We start from the raw sequence: 17,122 nt of genomic DNA, 5'->3' as shown, positions 1-17,122 counted from the left end.
TTTAATAGACTTCTTCTAAAATTAGTTTTAAATGATTGTCCACCATTTTCGGCAAAGAAAAGGAATTGGCAATTAATTCTCTTGTATTAATTGATATCTTTTTGTTTCCTAAGTAAACATCTTCGAGAATTTGTTTTAATTCCTGAATATTTTTTGCATGAAAAATATATCCATTTTTACCAGATGAAACAACTTCGGTATTTCCGCCAACATTTGTTGTAATTACAGGTACATTTGCTGCAAGGCTTTCTAAAATTGATAAGCTAAAACATTCCATATGTGTCGGTTGCAACATATAATCATACTTAGAAAAAATCTCATTAAGGTTTGACTTACTTCCCATGAAATCGAAACAATTTTCAAGCGAATATTCTTTGATTTTATTTATCAATTGTTGTTTATATGGGCCATCACCATAAATTGTAATTTTAATTTCCTTTTTTATTTTCAAAGGAAGAAGTTGCACAGCTTCAATTAAATCCTGAATTCCTTTTGATTCCCTAAGATGTGATGCTACTAAAAAAATAGGTTTAATTGTATTTCTGGCTTCTCTACTTACAATAGTATCTAAAATAACTCCATTATAAATTGTTTTTGTTTTAGGCTTCAAGTGAGATCCAAAATCTTTTAAAATTTCCTTTACAGTATAATTAGATACACCAACAAAAACATCAATAAATCTCGAAAACCAAATTCCTTTTATTTTTTTGTTTATCTTTTTCTTGAATGAATAACCATTTAAAGGTCTTGGATTATGATCGACAGCAATCACTTTAGCATTTGAAAATTTCTTGATTTTATAAAAAAATGGAGTACATAATTCTACAAAATGAGTAATAATATAAGTGTATTCTGTATTATTTTGTTTACAAAAAGAAAGAAAATTATTTTCGACACTTTCAATTTTATTTGTATAGATATTTAAATCAGAATACTTTCCATGATTTGATTTATTTGGAAAAAACCAGTCAACATGGATGTTATTTTCTTTGCATTTTTTATCAAAATCCCAGAAAAAATAATCCATACCTCCTACTCGTTCAGGAAGTAATTCATAATTACATAGAATAGCTATTTTTTCTGACTCCATTTTCTTAAAGTTGTTGCGATTCTTTCTGAAGTTCCTTCAAGTGGTTTACCTATTTGAAGTCGAATTAATTGTTTTCTGGATTCTAAGTCTGTATCTGGATTCTTAATATATAACTTTATTGAATCTATTAGTTCTTCCCTATTTTTAACAATTCTGGTTGCATTAGATTTTATCACATTTTCTATATGTGCATAGCGCAAAAACCTTTGATCATCATATAAACCATTTTCTAAGTTTCCAAAGGCGGGATTAATCACAGGCTTATTAAATTGCATAAAATCAAGGCTCATAGTAGAAAGCATATTAATATTCAAATCTGAAAATTCTAATATACTCCTTAAATCGATTATATCTTCAATTGTCGGAACTCTTTGGGACCATTCTTCCTGATGATTTTTTCGTAAAAGTTCCCATTTAGGAAAGTTCCACTTAATGAAAGGATATTTTTCTAACAAATCTTTAAATCGTTTTCCATCTTCAGCTGGAGAAGTTCTGACTAAAAAATTAACTTCGGGAATTTTTTTATCTATAATAGCATTGGCGATAGTATCAATATACAATACATCATTCTGACTTGTGGATACATCACCACAACTAAAACAAATAGTTTTAAGAGTTACATCTATGTTAAATTTATTGGCAAAATCCACCTTATCAGATTGATATCTATCTAAGACATATGGTTCAAACTGAGGAGTTCCTACAACTTCAATTTGATCATTAGAAACAGAAGAATAAAAATGTAGAAGTTCTGATTTCATTAAATCGCTCCATACCAAATAATAATTAAAATTTCCAGACATCCTGCCTTTAGAAGCTAAATTATCCCAACTAAAAATAAAAGAAGCGGTTTTTATTTTATTTTTTTCAGCCTGATATATTAATGGAGCTATAAAAGGAGGCCTTTGATGAGTAAAAAATAAGATATCAATATTTTCGCTTTTAAGAATGTTTGCATATTCCTTAACGATTGCATTGTTTCTAAAGGATCTTTGTTGCCATTTATTGAATTTTTGAATCCATTTTTCAGAATTTAGAAAGGAAGAAAGTTTAAATATAAATCGTGTTGAATATCCTCTTATACTTTTTGTTTTAGATTCATTTTTCTTCAAATTCGATGTTATTCCTTCATTTTCGCTTTTGTGAAGTTGTAAATGGGCCACTTCTTTTAGTTTTCTAAGGAACCAAGTAGGAAATTTTTCTTCAAATACAGGCAATTCAATAATTTTACAAAACACGTCAAGATCTTTATAAGCTTCCTTTGGCAAACAGGAAAATATAGTTATTTCAGTAAAAGATTCCTGAGCCTTCTGACAAAAATCGGTAAGCACAAAATTTCTAAATCCGACACCATCTGTAATAACTATACCTAATTTACTCATTTTAATTTTAATTTCTATTTATCATTTTAAAAAGCTTTCTAACCACAAACTCCTCTGTCATTTCCATTGACTCATAAGTTGCTCCCGCAATATGCGGTGTTAATATCACATTATAGTTTTCTTTAGCCAGCATTATTAATTTTTCATTTTCTAAATTATTTTTAGAAATTATTTCATTTTCTAAAACATCAGAAGCATAGCCTTTAATTGTTTTTTTTTCAATAAGCTGGCATAAATATAGTTCATCAACAACGGCGCCTCTTGAGGTATTTATTAGAAAAGCATTACTTTTAATCTGATCTAATAACTCCCCATTGACAAAATGAATATTTTCAACTTTCAATGGAATATGTATTGAAATTATATCAGCCCAACTAAACATTTCTTTTGGATTATCAAAACTTTTACAATTTGCCTTTTTTATGTTTTCATGATCATAAAAACCGATTTCCATTCCAAATACTTCCGCATAATTAGCCACCTGAGAACCTACTCTTCCAAGTCCTAATAAACCAATTTTTTTTCCTTTAAGATTATTTCCTTTAAATAGGTCTCTTCTCCAAAAACCATTTTTAACGTCATCGAATGCTCTAGTCACATTGCGCATCAAGCTTAAAATTAATCCCCAAGTATGTTCTGCTGTTGAAGGAATAGAACTCAAAAAATCATATTCTCCTTTCAACGAAATCACTTTTCCTCCATTACTCTCAAAGTAGTCTACATCAATATGATCTAAACCGGTTGTAGCAGTTAAAATATACTTTAATTGAGGAGCAGAATCAATAATTTTGACACTAATATGAAATCGAAGTCTTACAAATAGAATATCAGCATCTTTTAAACAATCCTGTAAGGAATTTTCATCCTGAACATCTAACAAAATTACTGTTCCAATTTCTGAAAGCAACACTAAAGCTTGCTCACTAAAATCTTGAGATTCAGTTACAACTATTTTCATTTTTCCAATCATCATACAACATTTCAGCTATTTTAAAATCGCGAAAAGAATCAATATTCACTAACCAATTTACATCCATCACATAAGCTTTTTTATTTTCTACCATAAAAGATTTTTCTTTTAAAAAAGCTTTTACCCGTACTGCATAAAAACATCCATTTCTAAAATACACAGGCTCCAGATCTTGTCTTCTTTTAGTTTCTCCCTCATTTACAAAAGGAATTAGCTTATTATCTTTTTCTAAATTATACATTCTTGCAGGATGATAATCTTCTAAATGAACAACACTAATAACTCCATCAATAAATTCGTCTTTTTCAAACATTGTTATTATGTTTTCCAAATCAACTGAGGTTCTAAGTGGAGATGTTGGTTGCAATAGAACTATCAAATCAAATTCTTCCTCGAGCTTTTGATAAACTTCTTCAACAGCAGTTACAACATTACTGGTATCCTGTGCTAAACTTGTAAGTCTTTTAATAACTTCTGCCTCAAATTTTAGGGCGATATTTAAAATCTCATCAGAATCTGTGGAAACAATTGTTTTCGTAACCTTCTTGCATTTTTTAGCACACTCGATTGCATGAACTATCAAAGGCTTGCTCCCTAACAGCTTAATATTTTTCCCGGGTACACCTTTGCTCCCCCCACGTGCTGGAATAATGGCTAAAACTCTCATTAATACATAATTGTTTTATGAAACTGCAAAGGCAAATCAGCGAGTAGCTCGGCTATTTGTATACCTGCTTTTCCGTTTCCATAAATAGATGATGAAATAGTTTTTCCTTTTTGTACTGAAGAAACAATAGCAGCTTCTATCTGTTCCTGTGAATAATCAACATCTACACTATTTCCTCCACGATCTCTTCGATTTTGACGCGAACCAATATTAATTACTGGAACTCCCAAGAAGGCACACTCTCTAATACCAACACTAGAGTTCCCTATTAAACATTCACTGTGCTTTAATAATTCAAGAAAATCTTTCCCTTCCATATTCTTGAAAAAGTGAACATTAGGCAACTGATGTTGCTCTCTAAAAGCACGTATTCCAGTTGAAGTTCCGTCTGCTCCTGCATCGACATTTGGCCAAAACCAAAGTGTAGGCTTATTTATTTTGTAAATAGCTTCAAGAGTAGCTTCTACATGCTTTCTGGAATCTTTGTATTCTGTGGTAACAGGATGTTGCATTACGACCAAATATCCATTTGATAAATCTGGTGTTGCGCCTACTCCTCCATATTTTTGGTAAGGATCAAATGGAAGTTTTTCGCTTTTAATAATCTCTTCTGCTAAATCAATAGAGGGACAGCCAGTATTAAAAACCATTTCTGGATCTTCTCCTAATTTTATAACACGATTTTTTGCGTTCTCTGAAGCTACAAAATGATAATCTGATAATTTTGTGATTGCGTGACGTACTTTTTCGTCAATATTTCCAGTAACTTCACCTCCTTGAATGTGCGCTAGAGGAATATTCATATAAGAAGCTGCAATAGCAGTTGCCATTGTTTCAAATCGATCGGCTACTGTTATCACAATATCTGGTTTTAAATTATCAAAAACCGTAGATAATTCTAAAATCCCAATTCCTGTCGTTTTGGCTGCAGCAGTTAGATTTTCTCCTTCTAATACGTTAAAAACTTTTGCAGCAATATTGAAACCGTCTTTCTCTATAAAATTCACGGCAGAACCGTATCTATCCAATAACGCCGAAGCCGCTACAACCAAAAGCAATTCTAAATCCGGGTGCTTTTGAATAGCTGATAATACAGTTTTTACACGACTATAAGAAGGTCGGGCTGTGATTACCACAGCTATTTTTCTTTTTGGCATTTTTAATTTATTAAAGGGCTAAAGTAGATAAAAAAGAGGAAAAGCAAAATGTTATTTTTTTCGAATTTATTAAGCTAAAAAAATTATTTTTTTTGTTTCTTATACCAAATCTGTTTCATTCAAAAAATCCCATTGCTTTAATTCTTTTTTCAATGTCTTTCCAATTATTTTTTGGAATTGAGAAGCATCTATTCCAAACCCTTTGGGTTTTTTAGCTTCCAAATCTTCGAATGTAATGATATGATTTTTAGGTAAATCTTTATTAATAGCTAGAGACTTTTCAAAAATCTGTTTCAATGGTATTAAAGATTCAATATTGTTTTTATCAATTGGGTTTTCCATTGCTTTGGCAATATTTCTAACAGATTCCACAAGTTCTTTAGCTTCGCCAAGTGTTAATGAAGCCTTAGCATCTGGTCCAAAAAGTGCTCTGTCAAAAACAACATGAAATTCTAAAATAGAAGCACCTAAAGCTGTTGCGGCTATACAAGCTTCTTTTTTAGCAGAATGATCTGAAAATCCTATTGGTACATTATAACGCTGTTTTAGTTCAGAGATAACATTTAGTCCATATTGATCTGGTTGTGTAGGATAGGCTGTTGTGCATTGTAAAATCGAAAAATCGACATTTCTCTCTTTTAAGAAATTAACAGTTTCGTCTAATTCAGGATAAGAACTCATTCCTGATGAAATTATAATGCGTTTTCCGGTCTGGGCAATTTTTTCTAAAATCAAAAAATTATTAACCTCGCCTGAACCAATTTTATAATATTTAACATCAATTTCTTCTAGCCAGTCAACTGCCAAATTGCTAAATGGCGAACAAATGAAATCTAGGCCAACCTCATCACAATGCTTTTTAATTGCTTTCCATTGTTCTAAAGAAAAACCCATGCGTTTCCAATAATCAAATCTTGTTTCATCTTCCAGAGAAAACATTACACGAAATGGTTCATATTCGCTGCTTTCGGCTTCTGCAATATGCATCTGAAACTTTATAGCATTAACACCGGTCTGAGCAACAACATCAATATAAGAATGTAAAATTCCTAAACTGCCTTCGTGGGCCTGACCAATTTCGGCGATTATATACGGTAATATTTTTTTTGACGGCATATTTAAGTTTTCTTTTCTATAACAAAAATACTTTATTCTTGATACTTTAATTCGGTTCGAAGCTTCTTAATCATGAAAATTTTAAAATTTTAAACCTGACAAATTTCTCATTTTTAAAATTAAAATTTTATCAACAGCATTTCGATATCTTAAAATTTTAGGAACATGAACTAAGACCACAAAAATAGTTTTAATATATTTTTTGAAATATTCCTTATCAATTAAGGCATATTTTTTAAAATTATGCCAATACATCTTTAATATATTAAAAACAGGAAACGGATAATAAACCAAAAAATAATAAGTTGAATTTTTTAATTGCTTTTCAAATCTAAAATAATTGTGGTTTCCTAATTTTCTTAGTTCTTTATTGACCCTATGATTTATTTTAATTTCATTTGAGTACAAAATATCAAACCCTTTAGACATAACCTCAATAGATAAACAGGATTCTTCTCCATAAATATCTATCCAAACCGGAAAACCATTTGTAAGATTATAAACTGATTTTCGAACAGCAAATCCACAACCAATAAATTCAGCGGTAAGGAATTCTTTCTTTTCTTTTTCACCTGCTTTTATTGCTTCTGAATCTGATTCGAAGATTCCTTTTATTTCTTCAAAAGCAAGAATACCTGCGTTTGGATTTTTATCAAACAAATTTTCTATTATAGAAACAAAATTGGTATTTAATGGGTGTGCATCATCATCTAAACCAATCAATAATTCAGAATTTGCAATTGGGTAAATTTGATGTCTTGCGGCAGAGGCTCCAATTGACTTTGCAGAAACAAACCATTTTACCCAGGTTAACTCCTTTTGAAGGCATTCGGAATCATCTGTACATCCATCCAAAAAAACTAAAACTTCAACTTCAAATTTAATTATTAACGAATCTAATATTCTTAAAGTCTTAAATAAATCTTCTTTTCTGTTTTTTGATACGATTAATATTGAGGCTCTCATTCTTAAAATTTAGGGATTTTATGCAAAACAATTATGGTAATAATCACACAAGTTTAAAAATTAAAACTGCAAAATGATTTTTTTTGAATTAGATTCTTTTTAATTAGTTGTTATTTTTTCTAATATTTCTTTTAAATGGCGTGAAGAAACATATTCGACTAAGTCGTGTCTATTTAAATTTAAATTAACAGATTTTTCCTTCCATAAAAAATAAAGTTTTTCTATTAACAAAGCAATCCCTTGTATATCATCCACTTCTGACCAAAATTCATAATCTTTCCCCAACAATCTTCTTGTTTCACTATAATAGGGAGCAAGCAAAAGAATAACCTTATTTGCTTCAACACAATGAGGAAATTTAGCAGGAAGAAAAGGGCTAATTTCTCCTTTTGCTTCTAAAATTATATTAACTGATACATTCTTTTGTAAATTATAGACTTCATCAAAAGGTTTGTTTCCATTGTAAATATATACTTCAGGGCTATTTTTTTTATAATTTTTCAGCATTTCAGCATGATAAGAAGCATTTCCTAATAATAGAAGTCTGGCATCTATTTTGGCTTCTGGATTTTGTTCTAAAAATAAATTAAAGCCTTTTATTAAACCTTCAGGAGAACGCTGTTTCATTAAATTTCCGGCATGCAGTAAATTGAATTTTGAAGCATTAAAATAAGACGGAAAAGAAGTATTTTGAATTTTATACTTTTCATTTTGATGTGGAATAATAATTCCTGTTTTTTCAAAATCAGGAAAGTAGCTACTCATCCATTCTTTCAATAATTGACTAGGAAAAGCACTATATCTTGCTTTTATAGCAACTTCATTAAAGAATTTTTCTTTTTGTCGATAACTTGATTGTACCCAATTGTATGGTCTAGGGTAAAAATGAAATGGAAATGGATCATGTACATAAGCTATCCATTTATTATGTAAATGTGTTAATTTAAGAACTGCATAATGTGATCTAAAACTTGCTCCTTTACTTAGAGTCAATACAAAATCAGGCTGAAATGCAATTTTTTCTATTGTTTTTTGAATACTTCTAGTATCGTTAAAAAATGTAAAGGAAAAACCAAACAACCCTTCTAAAAAAGGGGCTAAATTAACTTTTAAATTTCGGCTTATAAACCGCTGCAATCTACTTAAAACATAGGTTTTGCTTATTTTTATTTCTTGAATTGCGTATGTCTGTATGTTTTTTAATTCAATATCTTTTAGTGTATAATGATAAACCAAAACTTCGAATCCCTCTGTATGTAAATTATTAATCAAGGCTACATTAGCTTTAGATCCGCTACTGTCTTCTATGTTTATTGAATCTACAATTACTAATATTTTCATTTTCTAATCTTATTTAGCAAAAAATCAATAATTTTTTCAGATGCATCTCCACTACCATAAGGGTTTATGTAATTTTCAAAACCTTTAAAATTATTCAAAATTTCCTGAATAGTATTTATAATTTTACCTTTATCAGTTCCTACTAAAGTTGAAAATCCAGCTGTTATACCTTCAGGCCTTTCAGAAACTTCTCTGGTGACTATAACAGGTTTACCTAATGAAGGCGCTTCTTCTTGAATACCTCCGGAATCAGTTACAATTAAAAAAGATTGCTTCATTAACCAGACAAAAACCGGATATGATACTGGAGGAATTAGCAAAATATTTTTTTTATCTGATAATAAATCATAAACCGTTTTCTTAACATTTGGGTTTAAATGAACAGGGTATATAATAAGAACATCTTCCCTTTGAGAAATTTCTAAAAGTGCCTCGCAGAGATTCTCCAGGCCCAACTCAAAGTTTTCTCTTCGATGACCTGTCACTAAAGCTATTTTTTTATTTTTAGTTATTTTACCTTTTAACATTTCTATTTCGGGATGATAATAGTCATTTTTTTCAATTTTGTTTGTTGTCCAAAGTAAAGCATCAATTACAGTATTGCCAGTTTTTATAATATCTTCTTTTAAAATCCCTTCATTTAATAAATTTTGTGTTGCTTCAGCTGTTGGTGTAAAATGAATATCCACTAATCTACTGGTTATTTGTCTGTTAATCTCTTCTGGAAATGGTGCCATTTTATTGTATGTTCTTAATCCAGCCTCTACATGCGCCACTTTTATACCTAGATGAAAAGCCGCCAAAGCGACCATCGAAGATGTTGTTGTATCACCATGCACTAAAACTAAATCAGGGTTAGTTTCCCGAAGTACACCATCTATTTTAGACAAAATAAGTGCACTTAAACTATTTAAAGACTGATTGGCCTGCATAAGATCTAAATCGAAATCAGGTTTAATTTCAAAAAAATCTAAAACCTGATCTAGCATTTCACGATGCTGTGCAGTCACACAAACAATAACTTCAAAATTTTCTTTTTTAAGCTTATGATATAATGGTGCCATTTTAATAGCTTCTGGACGCGTACCGAAGCAAAGTAGAATTTTCATTACTTAAATCTTTTTTTTATTTTATAAATAGGCAAACGTAAAGGATAAGACTGGTAAAAAAAAATCCATTTTAAACGTGCAAAAATACTTAAATCCAAAATATTTAATATTCTATTAAACAAATTGTACTCTTTAAAACCAATAGAAATAGTTATAAAATATTGAATCAATGAATCTGTAAGTATTTTTTTTTCTTTAAGATTTTGAACAACTAAAATAACTGCATCAGCTTGAGAAGCCATTCTAACAGGATTATTTTGAAAAAATTCACCAGTATTTGAATTAGCATGTTTTCTTCCGTAAAACAGACATTTGTTTATAGAAAGACCTTCAAATCCTGAAGATATAATTTTGGAATATAATTCCCATTCTTCAGCGTACATCAAATGTTCCGCAAAACGATTCTTTTCAAAACATGTTGCTTTCCACATTACGGCACATGAATTAAATGGTAATTCATGAGTTAAAATGCTTCCAACATCATTAACTCCAACTTTGAATGAAGAATACTCCTTCGAATAATCAAAATTATAATGGAATTCATTGAAAAAAACCTCTCTCTGATACCTACAGAAGGCAACCTTATTTTTATTTAATTCAGTCGTACACAATTCCAAATTTTGTGGATGCACAATATCGTCATCATCAAAAAATATGATATAATCACCTTTTGCTAAATCAATTCCGTAATTTCTACATCCCGGCAATCCTTTTGTATAATTTTCAGGCCGTTTTAAAAACTTAAAACGAGAATCTTTATTTAAAATTGGTGTAATAACTTCTAAAGTTTTATCGGTTCCCCCGTCATCAATTATTAAACATTCAAATTCTGAATAGGTTTGATTCTGAATAGACAGTAAAGATTCTAAAATAAAATGACTCCTATTATAAGTCGCCATGATTATAGTTACTTTTTTTTTCATTTAAAAAAGGAATACTTTATTAAAATTTTCATAGTGTTTTTATCTAAAAATAAATAATAGTTTTTAAATATAAAAAAACAATAATATTTACTTTTTTTTCTAACAAAATCTCCTATCATCAACAGAATTATCTGATTTAAAAAGACTTTCTCAATTACTTTTCTATTTTGAAAGTTTTTATTCCTGAAAATATTTTCTTTAAATTTTTTAATTGCAGAATAATTTTTTATAACCCACTCAAATTTTATTTGTTGACAACTTAATATTTTAGTTTGCAATTCTGAAAAAACTTCAAAATCGTGATCCATGAAATTTCTTGAAAATTCAAGATACATTGTCTCTATGTTTTTTATCCAGATAATTTGTTTATTATTAACTGTTTTAATCTGATTCGTTAAACTATCTCCATGTTTTCTATAATTATACAAAAACTGATCAAGTTTACAATATTTACTATGTAAGAGAGCACGTATCCAAAAATCATAGTCTTCAACTAAAAATAAAGTTTCATTATAACCCTTATTTTTTTGAAAAACATTTCGCCTATATAAAAAACAGGACCCTATAACATTCCCAAAAATTAAATTTTCTACTCCTAATAATTTAACCTCTCTTATTCTGTTACCAAAATTATCAATTAAGAAAATATTACTATAAACAATATCAGCTTCATTTTCTAACAATGATTCTAAAAGTTTTTCTAAAGCATCAAGCTCATAAAAATTGTCATCACTTGTCCATGTTAAAAAATCTCCACTTGCTGCATTATGCCCAATATTTAAACTTGCTGGTAACTTCTTATTTTCAAAATTACTTATAATCTTAATTCTATTATCTTTTTGTGCATATTGAGTAGCAATACTCAAAGTCTTATCGGTAGAACAGTCATTAACTATGATTAGTTCAATATTTTTAAAAGTCTGATTCAGGCAACTCTCTATAGATTGAGAGAGGTATTTTTCACCATTGTAGACTGGAAGAATAATAGAAATTTTTAAATCCGTCATGCTTTAAGTAATTGTAAATATTCTTTTTCCCAAATACTATCAATATAATTTTGTGAAAAATTCTGTTTTATAAAATCTTTCGTATTCATGCTCATCTCTATTTTAAGTATAGGATTTGAATATAATAATTTGATTTTATCTGAAACTTCTTGTACATCATATTCTTTACAAATTAATCCCGTTTTTTCATCTTCAATAGTATATTTTATGCCACCCGAATCAAAAGCAACAACTGGCAATCCACAAGCCTGCGCTTCAAGAGTAGCTAATCCCTGTGTTTCTCTTCTTCCATCTCCTAATGCAACTGCCGTCAACAAATAAAGGTCATGTTCCCACAATTCCTGCCTAACCTCTAGTTGTGTTTTTTTTCCTTTCAAAAAAACTTTATCTTCAAGTTGGTATTGTGCTATTAAGTCTTCGAGACTTTTGCGCTCTTTACCTTCACCAATAATTGTCAATGTTACATCTACCCCTTTATTAATTAAATCTGCCACAGCCAAGATACAATAATCATGACCTTTGACTTTGTCTAAACGACCAACTGTGATTAGTTTTAATGTACTATGAATTATTTTACTTTCTTTATTGGCATAAAAAAAATCAGTATCAACACCAACAGGAATAATTGAAAGTAATTCTCTAGGGCAGCCTAGCTCAATAATTTTATCGGCTAGATATGGAGTGTTAGCAGTTATTAAATCTGCATACTTAAACAAATTGTCATAATAACCATTATTGGGAATATAACCATTTATAGGAAAAAATGCATCATGTCCATGAAAAGTAACAATTACAGCGGGTTTAAAACCTGTTTTTTTTAAAATATCTAAAGGTTTAGAATTGGTTCCGTATTGAACGTGAAAAAGAGTAGCATTCTTAAATCTTTGAAAAAAAAGCCATTGATATAAGCATGTCAAACTAAATTTAGAGAATTCTTTATAATATTTTATTATATAATTTAAGTCTCTAAAATTTAATATTAATAAAAAAATCCATTTAATTAAACGTACTAACCTATTTTTTGGAATATTATAATCTTCAATAATTATTTTATCAAGTAAACCATACTCCTTAATTAAAATAGAATTAACTGCTGTATCATTATCAAGAAGCTTTCTAATCAAGATTTTCACTTCATAGCCCAGCTTTATTCCAGTAATAATCTGTGCGACAATAAATGTTTCTGAAAGGTGCGGAAATTCAGGAACTTTGAAAATTATTATTTTTGACTGATTCATTTTAAGATCCTCTTTCTGATTTCTCGTTCTTTTATTATTAATATAAATAAGAGGTCACTCATCGATAAGTTAAATAACATCTTTATTCTCCATTTTTTTGTTATACCTGTGGGTGTTTTTTTAAAGTAAAGAGAAAAAAGTGTCGACCTTTTTATAATTTTCAAAACTTTCTTCAATTCAATTGGAGAGTAGATACGAGTTTTGTTATTCAAAAAAATTAATTGATTAAGCCATTTCAAAAACAACTTGAATTCTTTTACTTCAATTGGCGTATTCAATAATAATATTTTTATTATTATTTCATCCGAAAATATTTCCGTATCATATTGTAGCTTTTTAAACAACAACAACTTTATATTTATATCTCCCTTTATCTGTATTGATTTATAAAGTGTAGAGACTTGTGACTTATGAACTCTATAATTATACAATACTTCCTGAATATTATAAAATTTTCCAGTCCATGCCATCTTTGACCAAAAATCATAATCCTCCACATGAATTTTTGTTTTATCAAACTTATAATCTCTGACCCATAATCGCTCTAGCATAACACTGCCAAGTGACATCGAACACGATAATAAGAGCCTTGAAACAATTTCATCATGATTTTCTTTATGGAGTATTAATTTGTTTGAATAACCGAACTCTTTAAGCCAACAGCCACAAGCTTTTATACTGGGATTATTTTCTAAAATTTTATATTGCTTTTGAAATCTATCAGGCAAACTAATATCATCACCATCCATCCGGGCAATATATTTTCCTTTTGCTTCCTTAAAACCTATATCCAAGCTATCTATAAGCCCCTTATTTTCATTTTTTTTTAGTATCCTTATTCTGGAATCTTTAATAGACTCTATCACATTAATAGTATTATCTGTTGAATGATCATCAATAACAATAATTTCAAAATCCTGAATCGTCTGGTTTAGAATTGAACCTATAGCTTCTTTAATATAGGATCCGACATTGTAAACTGGCAAAATAACCGATATAAGCGGAATATGTGGACCATCAATAATTCTATTGTCAATACTTCTTACAGTTTCTTCCATACTCCTTTTTGTATAGGGATTAATTAGTTTTTTTTAAGGAATTAAAATTCATATTTTTGCTTAAACATCAATAATTATGTATATAAATTATATCTTACTAGTTCATAAAAACCCTGCTCAGGTTAAGAGATTGATAACAAAGTTAAACGATGACAATGTGAACTTTTATATACATGTTGATAAAAATGTAAATATAGATTTTTTTAAAAAACAGATCATAGGACAAAACATTTTTTTCATTCCAGATAATAAGAGAGAATATGGAATTTGGGGAGATCTTGGAATTGTGAAAGGTACTATTGAGGCTTTAAAACTAATAACCAAACATAACAATAATGGTTTTTGTGTGTTACTAAGTGGTCAGGATTACCCCTTAATGGACAGACAAAAAATAAAGCTTTTTTTTACAAAAAATATAGGTACAATTTTTATGCATATTTTCCCTCTTCCTTACAAAGGATTTGGAAAACATGGTGGTTTGGACCGAATCAATTTTTACAAAATACAATTTTCCAAAAACAGACAAGATTTTATTCAACTAGTTCCTTTTTTTAATAAGTCTTTTTTTAACAAAAAAAATTTATTGAACTTTATTAAAATCTTCAAAATTTCTCCTTTAAAAGCCATAAAATTTTTATTAACTAAAAGAGCACTACCTGCTAAATTAAAACCATATTGTGGTGGTCAATGGTGGGCCATGCCTACAAATACGGCTCGAGATATTTTATCGTTTTTAAAAGACAATCCTAATTATATTAAGGAGCACAAGTACACATTATTACCTGATGAAATTTTTTTTCAAACTATAATAAAACATTTAGAGAAAAATAATCCCAATTTAAAAACAGAGCTAAGTATTACCTATGTAAATTGGATAAGAAAAAATACCTCTCTTCCTGTCACATTTACAAATACTACTTATGATCAAAATGAACTCAAAGAACAGTCTAAAATCAAATTGTTCGCAAGGAAATTTGACATAGAGATAGATGAAGGTATTTTAGATTGGATAGATGAAAATCTTATTTAATCTTATTTACCAGTCCTTCCCCTTTCCCAGTAATAAAAACTAATATATAACCTACAACTAGTAATAGGACATTTTTAAACTTATAAAGATGTAACGTTTCTAAAAGTATTTCAGGCACTAAATTCGAAACATATTTATATCTCATCAAATAAAAAGAATGATTTATACAACCTTTGAAATAACTCTTTTTTTGTTTTAAGTTTAATTTAGTCCTTATTTCCTTGTATGTATAAAATTTTGCAAATAGCAAATTTTTATGAAACTCACTTTCAGATCTATGTATATTATCTTGAATTGAGTTTTCATGTAATCTTCTATAAGTTAAAATCTCATCTATAAATATACCATTATTTGATATGCTTAACATTTTAGCAAAATAATAATAGTCTTGCCAAGATTTCATTTTTTCAAAAAAACTAATTTGCGACGCTACTTCCCTAGAAAGCATACAATCATAAGTATACCAATGGATATTCCTTATCAAAAACAAAAATAAATCAAATTTATTTTCTTTAAGATTATATTTATATGGGGATTGAAAGGAACTACATGTAAAATTTTGAGTCTTGGAAATAACAAAATCACATTTAAAAGAAATTATAGTATCAAGTTTCTTTTTAATTTTATTTTTATCCATCAAATCATCATCGTCAAACCATTGTATGAATTCTCCTTTACTCAATTCAAATCCGTAGTTTCTGGCTGCATTGCCTCCACCCATTCTGTTTTTTGGCCTAATGTGGTATTGAAAACGACTGTCTTTTTCTTTATAATAATCAACTATAAATTTAGTATTGTCTGTACTACCATCATCTACCACTATACACTCCCAATTTTCGTAGGATTGCATAAGTATTGAATTAAGCGTCTCTGTAATCAAATTAGCACGATTATAAGTAGGAATTATAATTGAGACAAGAGGATTATTCATCATTTTTTTTGATTATTGTTTCAATTAAATCATCAATAACATCTAAATGTCTTTTTAATGTAAAATCTCTTTTTATTTTCTCTTTTCCGTTCTTGCCTAATGTTTTAGCTAATTCTTTATTTTTTAAAAGCAATATCATTTTTTCAGCCATACTATCAACATCATGTTCTTCGACTAAAAACCCAGTTTCACCTTCAATAATTACATCGGGAATACCTGCATGTTTTGTTGAAATAACAGGTAGTCCAGCCGCACTCGCTTCCAAAATAGCGACAGGAGTTCCTTCCTGATCACCACTCATTGCGGTAACAGAATGTTGTACAAAAGCAAGTCCTTCTGATAAATATTCTACAAATTGTATTTTATCAATAATACCTGGTAACATCACAGCGTCTTGTATCTTTAATGTTTTAATAATATTGAAACAGGTCTCTAATAATTCTCCTGATCCTCCCATAACTAATCTTGCATCAGGAAATAAATCATGTGCTTTTTTAAATGCCAATATCGTATAGTAAGGTGCCTTTTTATTTACAAAACGCCCTACCGAAATAAATGTAAGGTTACTAAATTGAGGAATAATATTAACAAACAAATTATCTGGTCCATAAATATTGTATATCAATTTTTCTTTTGGACAGCCTAATTCAATCAATCGTTTTTGCATCGAAATTGAAACCGCAATTACATAGGTACTATATTCAAAAACGGCTTTATAATAATTACAGTTTTCTATTACCGTTATAACTGACGCATCATAACCATGAAAATGAGTTATTAAAGGAATGTTTATTTTTTTGCAAACATTAACTATTTTATCACCTGTAGTTCCGTACTGTGCCAAGACAACTTGTATTCTGTTTTTCCGAAGTGAATTCATAAAAGCTGTTTCCGAAACCGAAAGCGTTTTAAATCCTAGTTTACGTTTTATTTTTATTGACCATACAATGGTGCGATTCCATAATTTACCAAACCCTTCTAAAAATTGTGGCACTTGACCTCCATAATAAAAAAAAATTTCCCCTCTTAATCCTTTTTTTTGTTCTTGAATAAAGGTTTCGGAATAGACATTTTGAGAAGGAGAAACTATAGCTATTCTATTTTTTTGCAATTCCATATAATATAATTATAATACAA

General features: G+C 29.1%; 16 protein-coding genes. 1 reads left to right on the top strand and 15 read right to left on the bottom strand.

The window, feature by feature from the left end:
- Position 1: 1 nt before the first annotated feature.
- From B0A65_RS04235 to B0A65_RS04175, 13 genes are all read right to left on the bottom strand, one after another.
- Positions 2-1,090 (bottom strand): glycosyltransferase family 4 protein, encoded by a 1,089-nt coding sequence (locus B0A65_RS04235; RefSeq protein ID WP_242670220.1) that lies wholly within the window; start codon positions 1,088-1,090, stop codon positions 2-4.
- A complete protein-coding gene (locus B0A65_RS04230) occupies positions 1,072-2,472 on the bottom strand; it encodes a hypothetical protein (protein WP_074659432.1) in 1,401 nt (466 codons plus the stop codon). The genes B0A65_RS04235 and B0A65_RS04230 overlap by 19 nt, the downstream gene beginning before the upstream one ends.
- A gap of 7 nt (positions 2,473-2,479) precedes the next feature.
- The gene (locus B0A65_RS04225) at positions 2,480-3,430 is read right to left on the bottom strand and encodes an NAD(P)-dependent oxidoreductase (protein WP_207556407.1); all 951 of its coding nucleotides are present in this window, start codon (positions 3,428-3,430) and stop codon (positions 2,480-2,482) included.
- Positions 3,411-4,109: an acylneuraminate cytidylyltransferase family protein gene (locus B0A65_RS04220; protein ID WP_074659430.1), complete on the bottom strand. Its 699-nt coding sequence runs from the start codon at positions 4,107-4,109 to the stop codon at positions 3,411-3,413. Before B0A65_RS04220 ends, B0A65_RS04225 begins: the two co-directional genes overlap by 20 nt.
- Entirely contained in the window at positions 4,109-5,266 is a 1,158-nt protein-coding gene (gene neuC, locus B0A65_RS04215; RefSeq protein WP_074659429.1) for a UDP-N-acetylglucosamine 2-epimerase, read from the bottom strand. Before neuC ends, B0A65_RS04220 begins: the two co-directional genes overlap by 1 nt.
- Positions 5,267-5,365: 99 nt before the next feature.
- Positions 5,366-6,382 carry an N-acetylneuraminate synthase family protein gene (locus tag B0A65_RS04210; protein ID WP_074659428.1) on the bottom strand — a complete coding sequence of 339 codons (1,017 nt, stop codon included), beginning with the start codon at positions 6,380-6,382 and terminating at the stop codon, positions 5,366-5,368.
- Positions 6,383-6,463: 81 nt separating this feature from the next.
- Positions 6,464-7,348, bottom strand: coding sequence for a glycosyltransferase family 2 protein (locus tag B0A65_RS04205; protein WP_074659427.1), 885 nt, complete (start codon positions 7,346-7,348; stop codon positions 6,464-6,466).
- Between the two features lie 99 nt (positions 7,349-7,447).
- A complete protein-coding gene (locus B0A65_RS04200) occupies positions 7,448-8,689 on the bottom strand; it encodes a glycosyltransferase family protein (protein WP_074659426.1) in 1,242 nt (413 codons plus the stop codon).
- Entirely contained in the window at positions 8,686-9,798 is a 1,113-nt protein-coding gene (gene wecB / locus B0A65_RS04195; protein ID WP_074659425.1) for a non-hydrolyzing UDP-N-acetylglucosamine 2-epimerase, read from the bottom strand. Before wecB ends, B0A65_RS04200 begins: the two co-directional genes overlap by 4 nt.
- Entirely contained in the window at positions 9,798-10,721 is a 924-nt protein-coding gene (locus tag B0A65_RS04190; RefSeq protein WP_074659424.1) for a glycosyltransferase family 2 protein, read from the bottom strand. The genes wecB and B0A65_RS04190 overlap by 1 nt, the downstream gene beginning before the upstream one ends.
- Entirely contained in the window at positions 10,718-11,728 is a 1,011-nt protein-coding gene (locus tag B0A65_RS04185) for a glycosyltransferase family 2 protein (protein ID WP_074659423.1), read from the bottom strand. The genes B0A65_RS04190 and B0A65_RS04185 overlap by 4 nt, the downstream gene beginning before the upstream one ends.
- Entirely contained in the window at positions 11,725-12,966 is a 1,242-nt protein-coding gene (locus B0A65_RS04180) for a glycosyltransferase (RefSeq protein WP_074659422.1), read from the bottom strand. Before B0A65_RS04180 ends, B0A65_RS04185 begins: the two co-directional genes overlap by 4 nt.
- Positions 12,963-14,024 carry a glycosyltransferase family 2 protein gene (locus tag B0A65_RS04175; protein WP_074659421.1) on the bottom strand — a complete coding sequence of 354 codons (1,062 nt, stop codon included), beginning with the start codon at positions 14,022-14,024 and terminating at the stop codon, positions 12,963-12,965. The genes B0A65_RS04180 and B0A65_RS04175 overlap by 4 nt, the downstream gene beginning before the upstream one ends.
- Positions 14,025-14,100: 76 nt before the next feature.
- Here B0A65_RS04175 and B0A65_RS04170 point away from each other — a divergent pair, with 76 nt between their 5' ends.
- Positions 14,101-15,054: a beta-1,6-N-acetylglucosaminyltransferase gene (locus B0A65_RS04170; RefSeq protein ID WP_074659420.1), complete on the top strand. Its 954-nt coding sequence runs from the start codon at positions 14,101-14,103 to the stop codon at positions 15,052-15,054.
- On the opposite strand, the gene B0A65_RS04165 is transcribed toward B0A65_RS04170, so the two are convergent.
- Both B0A65_RS04165 and B0A65_RS04160 read right to left on the bottom strand, forming a co-directional pair.
- Positions 15,047-15,988: a glycosyltransferase family 2 protein gene (locus B0A65_RS04165; RefSeq protein ID WP_074659419.1), complete on the bottom strand. Its 942-nt coding sequence runs from the start codon at positions 15,986-15,988 to the stop codon at positions 15,047-15,049. The two genes, B0A65_RS04170 and B0A65_RS04165, sit on opposite strands and share 8 nt — an antisense overlap.
- Positions 15,978-17,102, bottom strand: a complete 1,125-nt coding sequence (locus tag B0A65_RS04160; protein ID WP_074659418.1) for a glycosyltransferase — start codon at positions 17,100-17,102, stop codon at positions 15,978-15,980. Before B0A65_RS04160 ends, B0A65_RS04165 begins: the two co-directional genes overlap by 11 nt.
- Between the last annotated feature and the right edge of the window lie 20 nt (positions 17,103-17,122).

The sequence above is a fragment of the Flavobacterium frigidimaris genome, from assembly GCF_002217275.1.
Taxonomy (GTDB): Bacteria; Bacteroidota; Bacteroidia; order Flavobacteriales; family Flavobacteriaceae; genus Flavobacterium; species Flavobacterium aquidurense.
Note: the sequence above shows the minus strand (reverse complement) of the source record. Positions and strands in the feature narration are given on the sequence as shown.

Bases quoted from the DNA above. Each gene is read 5' to 3' on its own strand.
- B0A65_RS04165 (WP_074659419.1), bottom strand. From the start codon at position 15,988: ATGATGAATAATCCTCTTGTCTCAATTATAATTCCTACTTATAATCGT.
- B0A65_RS04185 (WP_074659423.1), bottom strand. From the start codon at position 11,728: ATGACGGATTTAAAAATTTCTATTATTCTTCCAGTCTACAATGGTGAA.
- B0A65_RS04200 (WP_074659426.1), bottom strand. From the start codon at position 8,689: ATGAAAATATTAGTAATTGTAGATTCAATAAACATAGAAGACAGTAGC.
- B0A65_RS04230 (WP_074659432.1), bottom strand. From the start codon at position 2,472: ATGAGTAAATTAGGTATAGTTATTACAGATGGTGTCGGATTTAGAAAT.
- neuC (WP_074659429.1), bottom strand. From the start codon at position 5,266: ATGCCAAAAAGAAAAATAGCTGTGGTAATCACAGCCCGACCTTCTTAT.
- B0A65_RS04170 (WP_074659420.1), top strand. From the start codon at position 14,101: ATGTATATAAATTATATCTTACTAGTTCATAAAAACCCTGCTCAGGTT.
- B0A65_RS04180 (WP_074659422.1), bottom strand. From the start codon at position 12,966: ATGAATCAGTCAAAAATAATAATTTTCAAAGTTCCTGAATTTCCGCAC.
- B0A65_RS04160 (WP_074659418.1), bottom strand. From the start codon at position 17,102: ATGGAATTGCAAAAAAATAGAATAGCTATAGTTTCTCCTTCTCAAAAT.
- wecB (WP_074659425.1), bottom strand. From the start codon at position 9,798: ATGAAAATTCTACTTTGCTTCGGTACGCGTCCAGAAGCTATTAAAATG.
- B0A65_RS04220 (WP_074659430.1), bottom strand. From the start codon at position 4,109: ATGAGAGTTTTAGCCATTATTCCAGCACGTGGGGGGAGCAAAGGTGTA.
- B0A65_RS04175 (WP_074659421.1), bottom strand. From the start codon at position 14,024: ATGGAAGAAACTGTAAGAAGTATTGACAATAGAATTATTGATGGTCCA.
- B0A65_RS04210 (WP_074659428.1), bottom strand. From the start codon at position 6,382: ATGCCGTCAAAAAAAATATTACCGTATATAATCGCCGAAATTGGTCAG.
- B0A65_RS04225 (WP_207556407.1), bottom strand. From the start codon at position 3,430: ATGAAAATAGTTGTAACTGAATCTCAAGATTTTAGTGAGCAAGCTTTA.
- B0A65_RS04205 (WP_074659427.1), bottom strand. From the start codon at position 7,348: ATGAGAGCCTCAATATTAATCGTATCAAAAAACAGAAAAGAAGATTTA.
- B0A65_RS04190 (WP_074659424.1), bottom strand. From the start codon at position 10,721: ATGAAAAAAAAAGTAACTATAATCATGGCGACTTATAATAGGAGTCAT.
- B0A65_RS04235 (WP_242670220.1), bottom strand. From the start codon at position 1,090: ATGGAGTCAGAAAAAATAGCTATTCTATGTAATTATGAATTACTTCCT.